Source organism: Streptomyces canus 299MFChir4.1, assembly GCF_000383615.1.
GTDB classification, from domain to species: domain Bacteria; phylum Actinomycetota; class Actinomycetes; order Streptomycetales; family Streptomycetaceae; genus Streptomyces; species Streptomyces canus_C.
This window is the reverse complement of sequence record NZ_KB911582.1, coordinates 39,978-55,743: the sequence shown is the minus strand read 5'-3', so window position 1 is coordinate 55,743 and position 15,766 is coordinate 39,978. Positions and strand designations below refer to the sequence as shown.

Here is a 15,766-nt window from a genome sequence, read left to right as displayed (position 1 = left end):
CGACGAGCACCGGACGCGTCACCTGCGCCCGAGATACACCCCCAACGCCCGCTGCAGCACCCGCCCCTGGAGCCCCACCGGCCGTTCCCACTCGCCGAGATACTCCACGACCCGGCCCCCCGCCCCCGTCTTGAAGTGGAGCCGGCCCAGCAGCCGGTCCTCGCCGAGGGAGGGAGTGACCGCACGCAGGTCGTACGTCGCGGCGCCGGCCGCTCGCGCATCGCACAGCATCCGCCACAGCAGCGCGCTGCTGGGCCGCAGTTCCCGCCCCCGGCGACCCGACCCGGCGTAGGAGTGCCAGACCCGGGAGCCGACGTTGATCATCAGCGCGGCGGAGAGCACCTCGCCGTCGTGCTCGGCGAGATAGAGCCGCAGCCGGTCGGAGTCCTCCGCGTTCAGGGCCTCCCACATGCGCCGGAAGTAGGCCGGGGGCCGGACCCGGAAACCGTCGCGGGCCGCGGTGGCGGAGTAGAGGCGGTAGAAGTCGGGCAGATCGGCGGCCGTACCCCAGGAGACCCGGACGCCCGCCGACTCGGCCGTGCGCAGGGACTGCTCGAAGTGCGGCGCGAGGGCCGCGCGCAGCTCGTCCACCGAGCGGCCCGCCAGCGGGATGTGACAGCCGTACCGCGGTTGCCCGAGGCCGAAGCCGCTGTCCTCGTCCTGCGCGCACCGCCGCCACCCGAGCCCGCGCAGCCGCTCCCCGGCGTCCAGCGCGAACCCGTCGACACCGGCCGCGGGCAGTTCGCGCACATGGTGGACGTCTGGGTCGGCGAGGCCCGCCGTCACCGTCCCGGCGTCCCAGTGCCGGACGACGACGGGCGGCCCGATCCGCACCGAGAACGCCCCGCGCTTCTCCAGGTGGGCCACCAGGGGATCCAGCAGGCTTTCCGGGCGCGGGCCCAGCCAGTCGATCGTCGGTCCGTCGGGGAGGTAGGCGAGACAGCGCCGGGTGCCGGGCAGTGGCCGGTACAGGACGAGGGCCGTCGCGGTCCTGGTCCCGTCCTCGAACCAGCCGACGCTCTCCGCCAGCCAGTCGGGCTTCACGTCGGCCCACTCGGGGATCTGGAGATGGCTCGCGTCGGGATGCAGCCGCAGGTGGGCGAGGTGTTCCTCGCGCGTGATCTCGCGCACATACGGGCTGGTCATGGGCGGGGTGCTCCTGTTCGGGGCGGCCACGGTACGCCGGGCGTCACGGCAGGGGTCAAGAGCCCGAGCCCTCACAGGTTTCTCGTAGGCGACTCAAGGACCACGCCGAAACAGCCGCCCTATCGTCATGCACACGCACTGACTGGAGGTGGGGAAGAAATGAACAGCAGTCACATGGGCACCAAGAACACCCCGAACGCCACGGAGCGGGCCGGCGGCCGGCTCTGGACCGCCCGCGGCCCCTGGGCGGTCGTCTGCGCCGTCGCGGCCGTGGTCCTCGGTCCGGCCGCCGGCACCGCGTCCGCGCTCGACCAGGCCAACGCGGCCCCGACGCGCCACGCGGTGAAGGCCGACCAGTCGCAGGCGTACATCCCGGCGGACACGACCCGCCGCCGGAACGCGGCGGCCTGACGAGGACCGGCCTGCAAGGGACGGCCTGCAAGGGGTCTGAAGGACGCTCAGCCCCTGAAGCGGTCCCACAACTTGGGATACCGCTCCGCCAGCACCCGGTCGCTCTCCAGGTCGACCGGCGCGCCCAGCGGCTCGGAGGCCGCGGGCGGGATGCCCAGATCGGGCGCGACGGTACCGGTGAGCTGCTCGTAGGCCTCGTCGGCCGCGTAGCCCAGTTCCTCGCCGTCGCCGTCGATCTCCTCGTCGAAGTCGGCCAGCAGGTCGGCGAGCGAGTCGGGGTCGTGCACCCCGCCCTCGTACACCTCGCGGCCCTGGCCGATCAGCCAGCAGCGGAAGAAGTCGAAGGCGTCGTCGCTCGCCCCGTCCAGCAGGACGCAGGCGGCGCCCCACAGGTCCCATGTGTACGCGCGGTTGAAGCGCGCCTCGAAGTGACGGGCGAAGTCGAGGACCATCTCCGGGTCCAGCGCGAGCAGCCGGTCCACCAGCAGGTCGGCCTGCTCCTCGGGGTCGCCCTCGGCGGCCTCGCGGGTGGCGTCCACCAGCTCCCAGAACTCCGTCTCGTCCATCACGGGTCCAGCATCGGGCCTGAAAGGGTGGGGCGCACGTGGAGTGCGGCGGATTGTTATGTCCCGTACAGGCGGCCCAGTCGTCTCGCGTCCTCGGCGAAGCGTGCCCGCAGACTCTCCGGAGCCAGCACTTCCACCTCCGGACCGAGCCCCGCCAGCTGGGTGTGGGCGACCTGTTCGGACTCCACGGGGAGCGTCACCGTCAGCCATCCGTCCTGGTGGGCCGCTTCCGCGGCCGCCAGCGCCTCCCGCGCGGAGGCCGGATCGACCACGTACGGAAGCCGTCGCGCTCCGTCCCCGGACAGCCGTACGACGACCTCGGCCCGCAGGATCGAGCGCGCGAACTGTTCGGCGCGCTCCGCCCAGAAGCCGGGCAGGTCGAACTCCTCGTCGCGCTCGAAACAGGCCTCGCCCGCCGTCACCGCCGTGAAACGGTCGATCCGGTACACCCGGAAGGAACCGCCGTCCCGGACACGCGCGCACAGGTACCAGACGCCCGCCTTGAGCACGAGCCCGTAAGGCTCCAGCTCCCGCTCCACCTCGCCCTCGCGGCCGCGGTAGCGCGCGGTGACCCGTCTGTCGTCCCACACGGCGTCGGCGACGGCGGGCAGCAGCTCGGGGGACTTCGGTTCGGTGAACCAGTTGGGCGCGTCCAGGTGGAAGCGCTGGGCCGACGTACGGGAGGCGTCCCGCAGGGACGGCAGCAGGGCCGCCGAGACCTTCAACCGGGCGGCGGAGGCGGCGTCCTCCAGCCCCATCTCGCGCAGCGCTCCCGGCACTCCGGACAGGAACAGCGCCTCGGCCTCGCTCCGGGCCAGTCCGGTCAGCCGGGTCCGGTACCCGCCGATCAGCCGGTACCCGCCGGCCCGCCCCCGGTCGGCGTAGACCGGGACCCCCGCCTCCGACAGCGCCTGCGCGTCCCGCGTCACCGTCCGCTCCGACACCTCCAGCTCCCGCGCCAGCTCGGCGGCGGTCATGGAGGGCCGGGACTGGAGCAACAGCACCATCTTGATGAGCCGGGCAGCACGCATACGGCCATGATGCCGGGGCCCACTGACAGCGAAGGGGTACGGCCGCAGCCGTACCCCTTCGTCGAATCCTCGAAGCCCGGGCGCTTACAGCCCGTACTTCTCGCGCGCTTCCTTCACCGCCGTCGCCTTGACCTCGCCGCGGCGGGCCAGCTGGGCCAGGGCCGCGACCACGACCGACTCGGCGTCGACGCCGAAGTGGCGGCGGGCACCCTCGCGGGTGTCGGAGAGGCCGAAGCCGTCCGCGCCCAGCGAGGACCAGTCCTGCTCGACCCACTGCGCGATCTGGTCGGGGACCTGGCGCATGTAGTCGGAGACCGCGAGCACCGGGCCCTCGGCGCCGTGCAGCGCCTGACGGACGTACGGGACCCGCTCCTCGCCGCGCAGCAGGCCGGCGTCGGCCTCCAGCGCGTCTCGGCGCAGCTCCGTCCAGGACGTGGCGGACCACACGTCGGACGCCACGCCCCACTCCTCGGTCAGCATCCGCTGTGCCTTCAGCGCCCAGTGGATCGCCGTGCCGGAGCCCAGCAGCTGGATGCGGGGGGCGTTCGCGGCCGGGGAAAGGCCCGCGGACTCCGCCGTGTTGAAGCGGTACAGGCCCTTGACGATGCCCTCGTCGATGCCGAGGCCGGACGGCTTGGCGGGCTGCGGGAGCGGCTCGTTGTAGACCGTCAGGTAGTAGAAGACGTTCGGGTCCTCGCCGGGCGCCGCCTCGCCGTACATGCGGCGGATGCCGTCGCGCACGATCGTGGCGACCTCGTAGGCGAACGCCGGGTCGTACGTCAGTGCCGCCGGGTTCGTCGCCGCGATCACCGGGGAGTGACCGTCCGCGTGCTGGAGGCCCTCGCCCGTCAGCGTCGTACGGCCCGCCGTGGCGCCGACGAGGAAGCCGCGGCCGAGCTGGTCGCCGAGCTGCCACATCTGGTCGGCCGTGCGCTGCCAGCCGAACATCGAGTAGAAGATGTAGAACGGGATCATCGCCTCGCCGTGCGTCGCGTACGACGTCGAAGCGGCGATGAAGTCGGCCATCGAGCCGGCCTCGGTGATCCCCTCGTTGAGGATCTGGCCGTTCTTGGCCTCCTTGTAGTACATCAGCTGGTCGCGGTCGACCGGCTCGTACGTCTGGCCCTTGGGGGAGTAGATCCCGAGCGACGGGAACAGCGACTCCATACCGAAGGTGCGCGCCTCGTCGGGGACGATCGGCACCCAGCGCTTGCCGGTCTCCTTGTCGCGGACCAGGTCCTTGATCAGGCGGACGAAGGCCATCGTCGTCGCCACGTTCTGCGTGCCCGAGCCCTTGTCGAAGGAGGCGAACGCCTTCTCGGCGGGCGCGGGCAGCGGGGCCACCGGGTGCACCCGGCGGGCCGGGGCCGGGCCGCCGAGGGCCGCGCGGCGCTCCTGGAGGTAGCGCACCTCGGGGGAGTCGGCGCCCGGGTGGCCGTAGGGCACCACGCCGTCGACGAAGTCGCTGTCCTTGATGGGCAGTTCGAGAAGGTCGCGCATGGTCTTGAACTCGTCCACCGAGAGCTTCTTCATCTGGTGGTTGGCGTTCTTCGACGCGAAGCCCTCGCCGAGGGTGTGGCCCTTGACCGTCTGGGCCAGGATCACGGTCGGCGCGCCCTTGAACTCGACGGCGGCCTTGTAGGCGGCGTACACCTTGCGCGCCTCGTGGCCACCGCGGGAGAGGTGGAAGCACTCGAGGATCTTGTCGTCGGACAGCAGCTTCGCCATCTCGACGAGCGCCGGGTCCTTGCCGAAGAAGTCCTGGCGGATGTAGGCCGCGTCGCGCGTCTGGTACGTCTGCACCTGCGCGTCCGGTACCTCGCGGAGCCGTCGTACCAGCGCGCCCGTGGTGTCGAGCTGGAAGAGCTCGTCCCAGGCGTTGCCCCACAGCGACTTGACGACGTTCCAGCCGGCGCCGCGGAACTGGGCCTCCAGCTCCTGCACGATCTTGAAGTTCGCGCGGACCGGGCCGTCGAGGCGCTGGAGGTTGCAGTTGATGACGAAGGTCAGGTTGTCGAGGCCCTCGCGGCTCGCGAGTGCGAGTGCCGCCGTGGACTCCGGCTCGTCCATCTCGCCGTCGCCGAGGAACGCCCAGACGTGGGACTGCGAGACGTCCTTGATGCCGCGGGCCGTCAGGTAGCGGTTGAAGCGCGCCTGGTAGATCGCGGAGAGCGGGCCGAGGCCCATCGACACCGTCGGGAACTCCCACAGCCAGGGCAGGCGGCGCGGGTGCGGATACGACGGGAGGCCGTTGCCGCCCGACTCGCGGCGGAAGTTGTCCAGCTGGGACTCGTCGAGCCGGCCGTCGAGGAAGGCGCGGGCGTAGATGCCGGGGGAGGCGTGGCCCTGGATGTAGAGCTGGTCGCCGGACCCGTCGGCCTCCTTGCCCTTGAAGAAGTGGTTGAAGCCGGTCTCGTAGAGCCAGGCCGCGGAGGCGAAGGTGGCGATGTGGCCGCCGACGCCGTATTTGGAGCCGCGGGTGACCATCGCGGCCGCGTTCCAGCGGTTCCACGCGGTGATCTTCCGCTCCATCTCCTCGTCACCGGGCGCGGACGGCTCGGCGGCGGTGGGGATGGTGTTGACGTAGTCGGTTTCGAGGAGCTTCGGCAGCGCGATGCCGTTGCCCTCCGCCCTCTCCAGGGTGCGGCGCATCAGGTACGCGGCACGGTGCGGGCCGGCCGCCTGGGCGACCGCGTCCAGGGAGGCCTGCCATTCGGCGGTCTCCTCGGGGTCCCGGTCGGGGAGCTGGTCGAGCTCACTGGCCTGGATGGCGTGGGGGTCGGTCATGTCGCCGCCTTCCTCAGTCGAAGGGGTTCCCTCAGTCAGGCAGGGTTTCGGGGGTGCCCTTGGTCTTTGGCAGGACAGGGCGGAGGGCCCTGGTAAAGGCCCATCGGCGACTCTAACTCGCTGATCGATGATCGATCAAAGGGTTGAGGGGCAAAACTTCTTGATCACGAGAAAGTAGGCACGGGGTGCCTTCGGCGGAGACACCGGGTGCCTTGATTTCGCAGGGTTTCCGCAGGTGAGCATAGGTGTGCTCGGCTGCGTCAGGCCCTCGGGGCGCATCCCAGGACATGTGCCTTCACGATCTCCGGAATCCGCGGGTCCCGGCGCTTGAAGGCCGCCACCAGCTCCTCGTGCTCCTCCGCGTACGACTGCTGGACGGTCCCCAGCCAGCGGATCGACAGCGCCGTGAAGACCTCGATGCCCAGGCCCTCCCAGGTGTGCAGCAGCACCGAGTTGCCGGCCGCCCGCACCAACTCGCGGTGGAAACCCACGGTGTGCCGCACCTGGCCGGTCCCGTCGGAGTCCCGGTCGGCCTCGTAGAGCGCGGCGACATGCGGTTCGAGCGCCGAGCAGTCCTGCGCCAGCCGCTCCGCCGCCAGCTCCGCCGCGATGGCTTCGAGCCCGGCCCGGACCGGGTAGCTCTCCTCCAGGTCCGCCGCCGTCAGGTTCCGCACCCGTACGCCCTTGTTCGGCGCCGACTCGATCAGCCGCAGCGACTCCAACTCGCGCAGCGCCTCCCGCACCGGCGTCTGGCTGACCTCCAGCTCGGTCGCGATACGACGCTCCACGATCCGCTCGCCCGGCTGCCAGCGCCCGCTGACGATTCCCTCCACGATGTGCTCGCGGATCTGTTCGCGCAGCGAGTGGACGACGGGCGCGGTCATGAGAGCTCCTTAAGGGCGTTTGACGTTTAGACAATAAGGCCGAGGGCCCGTCCGGGAGGGGCGCACGGGGGCGCTTTCATGCAGGTGAGACGAGGCTTACACGCTCCCAGCCGTACGACTTATGTCAAGCCACGGAACCCCACGGCCCTGAGAAGTGTCGCGTCCCTCAAGGGGTTCCCGCACGGGGTGCCTCTTCGCACCGCAGGGGGACGGCATGCACATCGGGGGACGACGGGGACCGGCGATCGGGGCCGTGATCGGCGCGATCGTCGCGGTGGCGGGCTGCGGACAGTCGGCCGCACGGGCGACGGCGGAGACGGCGGAGACGGCACCGAGCAGCGCCGAGGCGATCACCGACATGGCGGGTGCGGCCCCGAGCAGGGGTGCCGCCTGCGTCTTCGGCAAGCCCGACGGGGCGCAGAAGTTCGGCCACGTCGGCTGGGGCTTCAAGGTCCCAGGCACCGGCCGCTGGGTCTACGGCGCCGTCGAGAACCCCAGCGAGAAGCTGTACACCCCGCCGGGCGGCGACATCGGGGCCTGGCACGCCGAGGGGTCGTACGACCGCATGCTCAGCGAGATGTCCACGGACGCGCACTACCCCGGCACGTCGGAGCACCCGTACGGCCGCTACCGCTGCACCAAGTCCTCGACGTACGACGTGAACCGGGCCTGGGCCATGATCAGCAAGGTCGAGGCCCGCGGGTTCCTCGTCGGCGTCGACCCGAGGACCGGCAAGCTCACTTCGCGGGACTGCCTGGACGCCACGTACGACGTCCTGAAGGCGTACCGGACCCGCCATCTGACCCCTGCGCCCAAGCTGTCCATCCCCAATGTGTGGGTGGAGGAACTGTGGGGCTGGTCGGACAAGCAGCTGACGCCCACGTGAGGAAACGCCGGAGCCCCCGCCCGGAAACCGGACGGGGGCACCGTGGAAGCGAAGCCGCTTACAGGCCGAGCTCGACCTCGAACTCGCCCGCCTCCAGGATCGCCTTGACCGCGGTCAGGTAACGGGCCGCGTCGGCGCCGTCCACCAGACGGTGGTCGTAGGAGAGGGTCAGGTAGGTCATGTCGCGGATGCCGATGACCGTGCCCTCCTCGGTCTCGATGGCCGCGGGCCGCTTGACCGTGGCACCGATGCCGAGGATCGCGACCTGGCCCGGCGGCACGATGATCGTGTCGAAGAGCGCACCGCGCGAACCGGTGTTGGAGATGGTGAAGGTCGCGCCGGACAGCTCGTCGGGCGTGATCTTGTTCGCGCGGACCTTGCCCGCGAGCTCCGCCGTGGCCTTGGCGATGCCGGCGATGTTGAGGTCGCCCGCGTGCTTGATGACCGGGGTCATCAGGCCCTTCTCGGAGTCCACCGCGATACCGACGTTCTCGGTGTCGAAGTAGGTGATCGTGCCTTCGCCCTCGTTGATCTTGGCGTTGATCGGCGCGTGCGCCTTCAGCGCCTGGGCCGCCGCCTTGACGAAGAACGGCATCGGGGAGAGCTTGACGCCCTCACGGGCCGCGAACGCGTCCTTGGCACGGGCGCGCAGCTTCATCAGGCGCGTGACGTCGACCTCGACGACCGAGGACAGCTGCGCCTGCTCGTGCAGCGCCTTGACCATGTTGTCGCCGATGACCTTGCGGATGCGCGGCATCTTGACGGTCTGGCCACGGAGGGGAGAGGCCTCCAGCGACGGCGCCTTCTTGGCGGCGGCAGCCGGAGCGGCAGCGGCCGGAGCCGGAGCAGCGGCGGCGGCCTTCGCGGCCTCGGCGGCGGCGATGACGTCCTGCTTGCGGATACGGCCACCGACGCCGGTGCCCTTGACGCCGGCCAGGTCGACGCCGTTCTCGGCGGCGAGCTTGCGCACCAGCGGGGTGACGTAGGCGCCGTCGTCATCGGAGGTCGCGGCGGGAGCCGGGGCCGGGGTGACCGGGGCGGGCGCCGGGGCCGGAGCGGCGGGCGCCGGGTCGGGCGCCGGAGCCGTCTGCTGCTGCGGGGCCGGAGCCGAGGGCGCCTGCGGGGCCGGAGCCGGAGCGGGCGCCGGAGCCGCGGGGGCGGGAGCCGGAGCCTCGGCAGCCGGGGCCGGGGCGGGAGCGGCGGGGGCCTGGGCGGCGGCCGGAGCCGCACCCGGGGCGCCGATGACGGCGAGCTTGGCGCCGACCTCGGCGGTCTCGTCCTCGCCGACCACGATCTCCAGCAGCACACCGGCGACGGGTGCGGGAATCTCGGTGTCGACCTTGTCGGTGGAGACCTCGAGCAGCGGCTCGTCCTCCGCGACCTCCTCGCCGACCTCCTTCAGCCACCGGGTGACGGTGCCCTCGGTGACGGACTCGCCGAGCGCGGGCAGGACGACGTCCGTGCCCTCGGCGGAGCCGCCGCCGGAAGCGGCCTCGGCGGTGGGAGCGGGCGCCGGGGCGGCCTGCTCGGTGGACGGAGCGGCCGCGGCCGGCTCCGGGGCGGGCTCGGCGACCGGCTCGGCGGCCGGGGCCGGGGCAGCGGCCGGGGCGCCGGTGCCGTCGTCGATCACGGCCAGCTCGGCGCCGACCTCGACCGTCTCGTCCTCGGCGACCTTGATGGAGGCCAGGACGCCGGCGGCGGGGGAGGGGATCTCGGTGTCGACCTTGTCGGTCGAGACCTCGAGCAGCGGCTCGTCGGCCTCTACACGCTCACCCTCGGCCTTCAGCCAGCGGGTGACGGTGCCCTCGGTGACGCTCTCGCCGAGCGCCGGAAGGGTTACGGAAACCGCCATGGTTTCGGTTGCTCCTTACGAATTGCGGAAGTCTGAGTCGTCGCTACGACGTGCAGGTGACCGAGGGTCAGTCGTGCGAGTGCAGCGGCTTGCCCGCCAGGGCCAGGTGGGCCTCGCCGAGCGCCTCGCTCTGCGTCGGGTGGGCGTGGATGAGCTGGGCGACCTCGGCCGGCAGCGCTTCCCAGTTGTAGATCAGCTGGGCCTCGCCGACCTGCTCGCCCATGCGGTCGCCGACCATGTGGACGCCGACCACGGCACCGTCCTTCACCTGGACGAGCTTGATCTCGCCGGAGGTGTTCAGGATCTTGCTCTTGCCGTTGCCCGCCAGGTTGTACTTCAGAGCGACGACCTTGTCCGCGCCGTAGATCTCCTTGGCCTTGGCCTCGGTGATGCCCACGGAGGCGACCTCGGGGTGGCAGTACGTCACCCGCGGGACACCGTCGTAGTCGATCGGAACGGTCTTCAGACCGGCCAGACGCTCCGCCACCAGGATGCCCTCGGCGAAGCCGACGTGCGCGAGCTGGAGCGTGGGGACCAGGTCTCCGACGGCGGAGACGGTCGGGACGTTGGTGCGCATGTACTCGTCGACCAGGACGTAGCCGCGGTCCATCGCGACGCCCTGCTCCTCGTAGCCGAGACCGGCGGAGACGGGCCCGCGGCCGACGGCCACCAGCAGCACCTCGGCCTCGAACTCCTTGCCGTCGGCGAGGGTGACCTTGACACCGTCCTGGGTGTACTCGGCCTTCGAGAAGAAGGTGCCCAGGTTGAACTTGATGCCGCGCTTGCGGAACGCGCGCTCAAGAAGCTTGGAGGAGTTCTCGTCCTCAAGGGGGGCGAGGTGCTTGAGGCCCTCGATGATCGTGATGTCCGACCCGAAGGACTTCCACGCGGAGGCGAACTCGACGCCGATGACACCTCCGCCCAGGATGATCGCGGACTTCGGAACGCGGTCCAGCACGAGGGCGTGGTCCGAGGAGATGATCCGGTTGCCGTCGATCTCCAGGCCCGGCAGCGACTTCGGCACGGAGCCGGTCGCGAGGAGCACGTGGCGCCCCTGGATGCGCTGGCCGTTGACATCGACGGAGGTCGGCGACGACAGCCGGCCCTCGCCCTCGATGTAGTGCACCTTCCGGGAGGCGACGAGCCCCTGGAGGCCCTTGTACAGGCCGGCGATCACGCCGTCCTTGTACTTGTGCACCCCGGCGATGTCGATGCCCTCGAAGGTGGCCTTCACACCGAACTGCTCGCTCTCGCGGGCCTGGTCGGCGATCTCGCCCGCGTGCAGCAGGGCCTTGGTGGGGATGCATCCCCGGTGCAGGCAGGTACCGCCGACCTTGTCCTTCTCGATCAGGGCGACGTCAAGCCCCAGCTGCGCCCCGCGCAGGGCCGCGGCGTAACCGCCACTACCACCGCCGAGGATCACTAGGTCGAAAACGGTGCTGGCGTCGTTCGCCACGTCACGTCCTCCATGCATGTGCGCCGTACGCCGGTCTGCAGTGACCGGGCGGCGGCTGGTGTCCGGCCGCTCTTTCTTCGGCCCTGTGGTGGGGGCCCTGTCCTGCCGAGCCCCATCTTCGCACTTGTCGGCCCTGAACGAGACGCCGGGCCGGGGTGTGAGACACCACACGCTCACATGTGAAAGGGGGATGCGGTGAGACACCCAGGGGCGCGGGGCTGTATCGATGTGCGGCTCCGCCGCGCGGGCGCGACCAGCCCCACGCTCACAGGCGGACGAAGGGCCCCGTGACACACCCAGGGGCGCGGGGAACTGCGCGACGAGCCACAACGGACCCGCAGCCGCCCACGCCCCTCGGGAGCCGAGCTCCTAGGCGGGCATCAGCCCAGGTCACCTGAGGCAGTCAACTCGGCCAGCCGCACCAGCGTCCGCACCGCAGACCCCGTCCCGCCCTTCGGCGTGTACCCGAAGGGCCCGCCGTCGTTGAACGCGGGACCCGCGATGTCGAGGTGCGCCCACGGGATCCCCTCGCCCACGAACTCCCGCAGGAAGAGCCCGGCGACAAGCCCGCCGCCCAACCGCTCACCCATGTTCGCGATGTCGGCGGTGGGCGAGTCCATCCCCTTGCGCAGGTGCTCCGGCAGCGGCATGGGCCACGCCGGCTCCCCGACCTCCTCCGCGGCCTCGTGCACCGCCGTACGGAAGGAGTCGTCGTTGGCCATGATCCCGAACGTCCGGCTGCCCAGCGCGAGCATCATCGCGCCGGTCAGCGTCGCCACGTCCACGATCGCGTCCGGCTTCTCCGCCGACGCCGCCCACAGCGCGTCCGCGAGCACGAGCCGGCCCTCGGCGTCGGTGTTGAGCACCTCCACCGTCTTGCCGCTGTACATGCGCAGCACGTCACCGGGCCGCGTGGCGGACCCCGACGGCATGTTCTCGGCGAGCGCCAGCCATCCGGTCACGTTGACCTCAAGGCCGAGCCGGGCGGCCGAGACCACGGCCGCGAACACCGCGGCCGCCCCGCTCATGTCGCACTTCATCGTCTCGTTGTGGCCCGCGGGCTTGAGGGAGATGCCGCCCGAGTCGTAGGTGATGCCCTTGCCGACCAGCGCGAGATGCTTCTTCGCCTTGGACGAGGTGTACGACAGCTTCACCAGCCGCGGCCCCGACGCCGACCCCGCGCCGACGCCGAGGATGCCGCCGTAGCCGCCCTTCTCCAGGGCCTTCACGTCGAGCACCTGCACCTTGAGGCCGTGCTCCTTGCCCGCGGTCTGCACGATCGCGGCGAAGGACTCGGGATTCAGGTCGTTGGGCGGCATGTTGATGAGGTCGCGCGCGCGGTTGAGCTCCTCGGCGACCGCGGTGGCCCGGGCGAGCGCGGCCTTGTACGCGGCGTCCCGCGGCTTGCCGCCCAGCAGCACGGCCTCGGCCAGCGGAGCCTTGCCGTTCTTGGCCTTGGCGGCGCTCTCCGAAGGCGCGGACCCCTTGTAGGCGGTGAAGGAGTACGCCCCGAGCAGCACGCCCTCGGCGACCGCGCCGACGTCGGCGGCATCGCCCAGCGGCAGCACGAACGCGGCCTTCTTCGCGCCGGTCAGCGCGCGGGCGGCGACACCGGCGGCCTTGCGCAGCGCCTCCGGGTCGAAGGCGGAGTCCTTCTCGGGCTCGGCGCCCAGGCCGACCGCCACGACGAGAGGGGCCTTGAGCCCGGAGGGCGCGGGCAGCTTCGTCACCTCGCCCTCGGCCCCGGAGGCACCGAGGGTCTCCAGGACACCGGCGAGCCTGCCGTCGTAGGCCTTGTCCACGGCCTCGGCGCCCGGTGCGACGACCGGGCCCTTCGCGCCCTTGGCGACACCGATCACGATCGCGTCGGCCCGCAGGCCGGGCGCCGCGGAGGTGCTGAGAGTGAGAGCAGTCACGGTGGTGAATTCTCGCTTCCGATGTGAAGTTGCTTGGGTCGAGGGGGGTGGGGTCGACCGGGCCCGACGGCCGACCCTATTTCTTGTCCGGATCCGGATCCCGATCGGGGCCTTCACCCCTGTCGGCGACCACCCGGGACGAGCCTACGCTCGGGTCGGCCGAGCGTACCTCCGGCTACGGCACGCGAGATCATTCCTGGGGTACCCCGTCGCGCCCCTTGGAGTCCGTCCGTTGAAACGCCCCCTGCTCCTCCTCGTCGGCCTGCTCCTCCTGGTGACGGGGTGCACGACCACCCCCGACTCCCCGTCCGCCGACTCCCGTTGGCGACCGCGCCCCGGCATCGCCTGGCAGTGGCAGCTGACCGGCCGCGTCGACACGTCGGTGGACGTGCCGGTGTACGACATCGACGGCTTCGACCAGTCCGCGGCCGTGGTGTCGTCGCTGCACGGCAAGGGCCGCAAGGTCATCTGCTACCTCTCCACGGGCGCGTGGGAGGACTGGCGCCCCGACGCCGGCAGGTTCCCCAAGTCGGTGATCGGGCGCGGCAACGGCTGGGAGGGGGAGCGCTGGCTCGACATCCGCGCGACCGACGTCCTGGAACCGCTGATGGCGGACCGCCTCGACATGTGCCGCGAGAAGGGCTTCGACGCGGTGGAGCCGGACAACATGGACGGCTACAAGAACCGCACGGGCTTCGCACTGACGGCGGCCGACCAGCTCCGCTACAACCGCCTGATCGCGCGACTGGCCCACGAACGCGGCATGTCGGTCGGCCTGAAGAACGACCTCGACCAGATACCGCAGCTGGTGGGCGACTTCGACTTCGCGGTCAACGAGCAGTGCGCGCAGTACGACGAGTGCGGGGACATGGAACCGTTCGTCAAGGCCGGCAAGGCGGTCTTCCACGTCGAGTACGAACTCCCTGTCAGCCGCTTCTGCGCCGAGTCCCGGCGGCTGAAGCTGAGTTCGATGCTGAAGAAGTACGAGCTCGGGGTGTGGCGCGAGGCCTGCTAGAAGTTCATCGACAGGACCACCAGCGCGGTCGTCGCCGCCGTCTCCGCCAGCCCTCCGAACACGTCCCCGGTCACTCCGCCGAAGCGGCGCGTGCAGTGCCGCAGGAGCAGTTCGGCCACCCCCACGGCGGCGGCGACCGCGAAGACCGCGCGGACCATGTCGTACGACCCGAGGAGCGCCCCCGCCCCGGCCGCCCCCAGCGTCACGGCGGCGGCCGTCAGGACCGCGCCCCGGACCGGGACGACCCCCGCCACCGCGGCCCCCAGCCCCTCCGGCCGGGCCGGCGGGACCCCGGTGCGGGCCGCGAGGGTCAGCGCCAGGCGCGCGGCCGTCGCCGAGACCACCGCGGCCGTCGCACCCCGCGCCCATGAGTCGCCGTACATCTGCGACAGCGCGGCCACCTGGGCGAGGAGCACGAGGACGAGGGCGATCACCCCGAACGGGCCGATGTCCGACTGCTTCATGATCCGCAGGGCGTCCTCGGCGGGCTTGCCGCTGCCCAGGCCGTCGGCGGTGTCCGCGAGACCGTCGAGGTGCAGGCCGCGCGTGAGGACCGCCGGTGCGGCGACCGTGGCCACCGCGGCGAGCAGCGCGGAGGCGCCCAGGAACTGGAGCAGGAGCCCCACCGCCGCCGACAGGCATCCCAGGACCACGCCGACCAGCGGAGCGCACAGCATTCCGCCGCGCGCCGCCTCACGGTCCCAGCGGGTCACCTTCACGGGGAGCACGCTGAGGGTGCCGAAGGCGAAGCGGAGGCCGTTGAGCGGGGGCGGGGTCATGGACACGTCGGCAGGGTAGCCCGGACGCCGTAGCCGCCGGGCGGCCCACCCCTCGCGACCCGACACTGGGTCCATGGGCCACTGGCTGCACCGCAACATCGTCGAACCCGGCAAGCTGCCGCTGCTCCTCGCCCTGACCGCGTTCGTGCTGACCTTCCTGATCACGCGGGTCATCACCCGGCTGATCCGGGCGGGCAAGGGGCCCTTCGGCAACGTCAGTACCGGCGGTGTGCACATCCACCACGTGGTGCCGGGAGTCGTCCTCACCGTCATCGGCGGCTTCGGCGCGGTCGCCAGCGGGCGGCACGGTTTCGGGGCGGGGCTGTGCGCGGTGGTCTTCGGGATGGGCGCGGGTCTGGTGCTGGACGAGTTCGCGCTGATCCTGCATCTCGACGACGTGTACTGGAGCGAGGAGGGGCGCAAGAGCGTCGAGGTCGTCGTCCTCACCGTGGCGCTGGTCGGGCTGGTGCTCGCCGGGTTCTCGCCGTTCGGCGTCGACGACGTGACCACGGGCGAGGCGCAGGACCGCGGCGGCGTCATCACCAGCGTGGTCATCAACTTCCTCTTCGCGATGCTCGTCCTTCTCAAGGGCAAGACCCGGATGGCGATCTTCAGCGTGATCGTCCCGCTCGTCGGCCTGATCGGCCTCATCCGGCTGGCCCGCCCGGGCTCCCCCTGGGCCCGGCGCTTCTACCGCCGCCGCCCGCGCGCCCGAGCCCGGGCCACCCTGCGCTCCTACCGCCACGACAAGCGCTGGTCGGGCCCGCGCCGAAGATTCCAGGACCTGATCGGCGGCAGACCGGACCCGGCACGGCCGGTCGGGCGTTGAGCAGCTCGGCTTTTCTCTCGGCTGGTTGAGCCCACCCGAGGCCTGATGGCCTGGCAGTCGGTCCCCCTGTGGACGCTCGGATGCTGAAGGGGCGAGCGGGGCCTGGTCAGCCGCAGGCGCCTGCCGGGTGCTGGCGGGGTGTGGGGGTGGCGGGTTGCGGGCGTCTGCCGGGTGCTGATCGGGGGCGGGGGTGGCCGGGTACGGTGCG

13 protein-coding genes are annotated in these 15,766 nt (G+C 71.5%); 4 read left to right on the top strand and 9 right to left on the bottom strand.

Annotation, left to right across the window (positions count from 1 at the left end; genetic code table 11):
* Positions 1-18: 18 nt before the first annotated feature.
* Complete coding sequence (locus tag H293_RS0100250) at positions 19-1,146, bottom strand: lipid II:glycine glycyltransferase FemX (protein WP_020115874.1); 1,128 nt, start codon at positions 1,144-1,146, stop codon at positions 19-21.
* Positions 1,147-1,305: 159 nt separating this feature from the next.
* Here H293_RS0100250 and H293_RS0100245 point away from each other — a divergent pair, with 159 nt between their 5' ends.
* The gene (locus H293_RS0100245) at positions 1,306-1,557 is read left to right on the top strand and encodes a hypothetical protein (protein WP_028807415.1); all 252 of its coding nucleotides are present in this window, start codon (positions 1,306-1,308) and stop codon (positions 1,555-1,557) included.
* Between the two features lie 47 nt (positions 1,558-1,604).
* On the opposite strand, the gene H293_RS0100240 is transcribed toward H293_RS0100245, so the two are convergent.
* The 4 genes from H293_RS0100240 to H293_RS0100225 form a co-directional block, all read right to left on the bottom strand.
* Complete coding sequence (locus tag H293_RS0100240; RefSeq protein WP_020115872.1) at positions 1,605-2,123, bottom strand: DUF4240 domain-containing protein; 519 nt, start codon at positions 2,121-2,123, stop codon at positions 1,605-1,607.
* 56 nt (positions 2,124-2,179) lie between these two features.
* The gene (locus H293_RS0100235; protein WP_020115871.1) at positions 2,180-3,154 is read right to left on the bottom strand and encodes a helix-turn-helix transcriptional regulator; all 975 of its coding nucleotides are present in this window, start codon (positions 3,152-3,154) and stop codon (positions 2,180-2,182) included.
* 84 nt (positions 3,155-3,238) lie between these two features.
* Positions 3,239-5,941: a pyruvate dehydrogenase (acetyl-transferring), homodimeric type gene (gene aceE, locus H293_RS0100230; protein WP_020115870.1), complete on the bottom strand. Its 2,703-nt coding sequence runs from the start codon at positions 5,939-5,941 to the stop codon at positions 3,239-3,241.
* 260 nt (positions 5,942-6,201) lie between these two features.
* Positions 6,202-6,825 carry a GntR family transcriptional regulator gene (locus H293_RS0100225; protein ID WP_020115869.1) on the bottom strand — a complete coding sequence of 208 codons (624 nt, stop codon included), beginning with the start codon at positions 6,823-6,825 and terminating at the stop codon, positions 6,202-6,204.
* Between the two features lie 214 nt (positions 6,826-7,039).
* Here H293_RS0100225 and H293_RS0100220 point away from each other — a divergent pair, with 214 nt between their 5' ends.
* Positions 7,040-7,711, top strand: coding sequence for a hypothetical protein (locus H293_RS0100220; protein WP_020115868.1), 672 nt, complete (start codon positions 7,040-7,042; stop codon positions 7,709-7,711).
* A 58-nt stretch (positions 7,712-7,769) separates the two neighbouring features.
* Here the strand turns inward: H293_RS0100220 and sucB are convergent, their stop codons facing one another.
* The 3 genes from sucB to H293_RS0100205 form a co-directional block, all read right to left on the bottom strand.
* Positions 7,770-9,563 (bottom strand): 2-oxoglutarate dehydrogenase, E2 component, dihydrolipoamide succinyltransferase, encoded by a 1,794-nt coding sequence (sucB, locus tag H293_RS0100215; protein ID WP_020115867.1) that lies wholly within the window; start codon positions 9,561-9,563, stop codon positions 7,770-7,772.
* Positions 9,564-9,630: 67 nt separating this feature from the next.
* Positions 9,631-11,019, bottom strand: a complete 1,389-nt coding sequence (gene lpdA / locus H293_RS0100210) for a dihydrolipoyl dehydrogenase (RefSeq protein ID WP_020115866.1) — start codon at positions 11,017-11,019, stop codon at positions 9,631-9,633.
* Between the two features lie 380 nt (positions 11,020-11,399).
* A complete protein-coding gene (locus tag H293_RS0100205) occupies positions 11,400-12,935 on the bottom strand; it encodes a leucyl aminopeptidase (protein WP_020115865.1) in 1,536 nt (511 codons plus the stop codon).
* A gap of 232 nt (positions 12,936-13,167) precedes the next feature.
* On the opposite strand from H293_RS0100205, the gene H293_RS0100200 reads away from it, so the two are divergent.
* A complete protein-coding gene (locus H293_RS0100200) occupies positions 13,168-13,950 on the top strand; it encodes an endo alpha-1,4 polygalactosaminidase (protein ID WP_020115864.1) in 783 nt (260 codons plus the stop codon).
* On the opposite strand, the gene cobS is transcribed toward H293_RS0100200, so the two are convergent.
* Positions 13,947-14,729 carry an adenosylcobinamide-GDP ribazoletransferase gene (cobS, locus tag H293_RS0100195; RefSeq protein ID WP_020115863.1) on the bottom strand — a complete coding sequence of 261 codons (783 nt, stop codon included), beginning with the start codon at positions 14,727-14,729 and terminating at the stop codon, positions 13,947-13,949. The two genes, H293_RS0100200 and cobS, sit on opposite strands and share 4 nt — an antisense overlap.
* Positions 14,730-14,802: 73 nt before the next feature.
* On the opposite strand from cobS, the gene H293_RS0100190 reads away from it, so the two are divergent.
* On the top strand, positions 14,803-15,558 hold the full coding sequence (locus tag H293_RS0100190; RefSeq protein ID WP_020115862.1) for a hypothetical protein: 756 nt from the start codon (positions 14,803-14,805) through the stop codon (positions 15,556-15,558).
* The last annotated feature ends 208 nt before the right edge of the window (positions 15,559-15,766 follow it).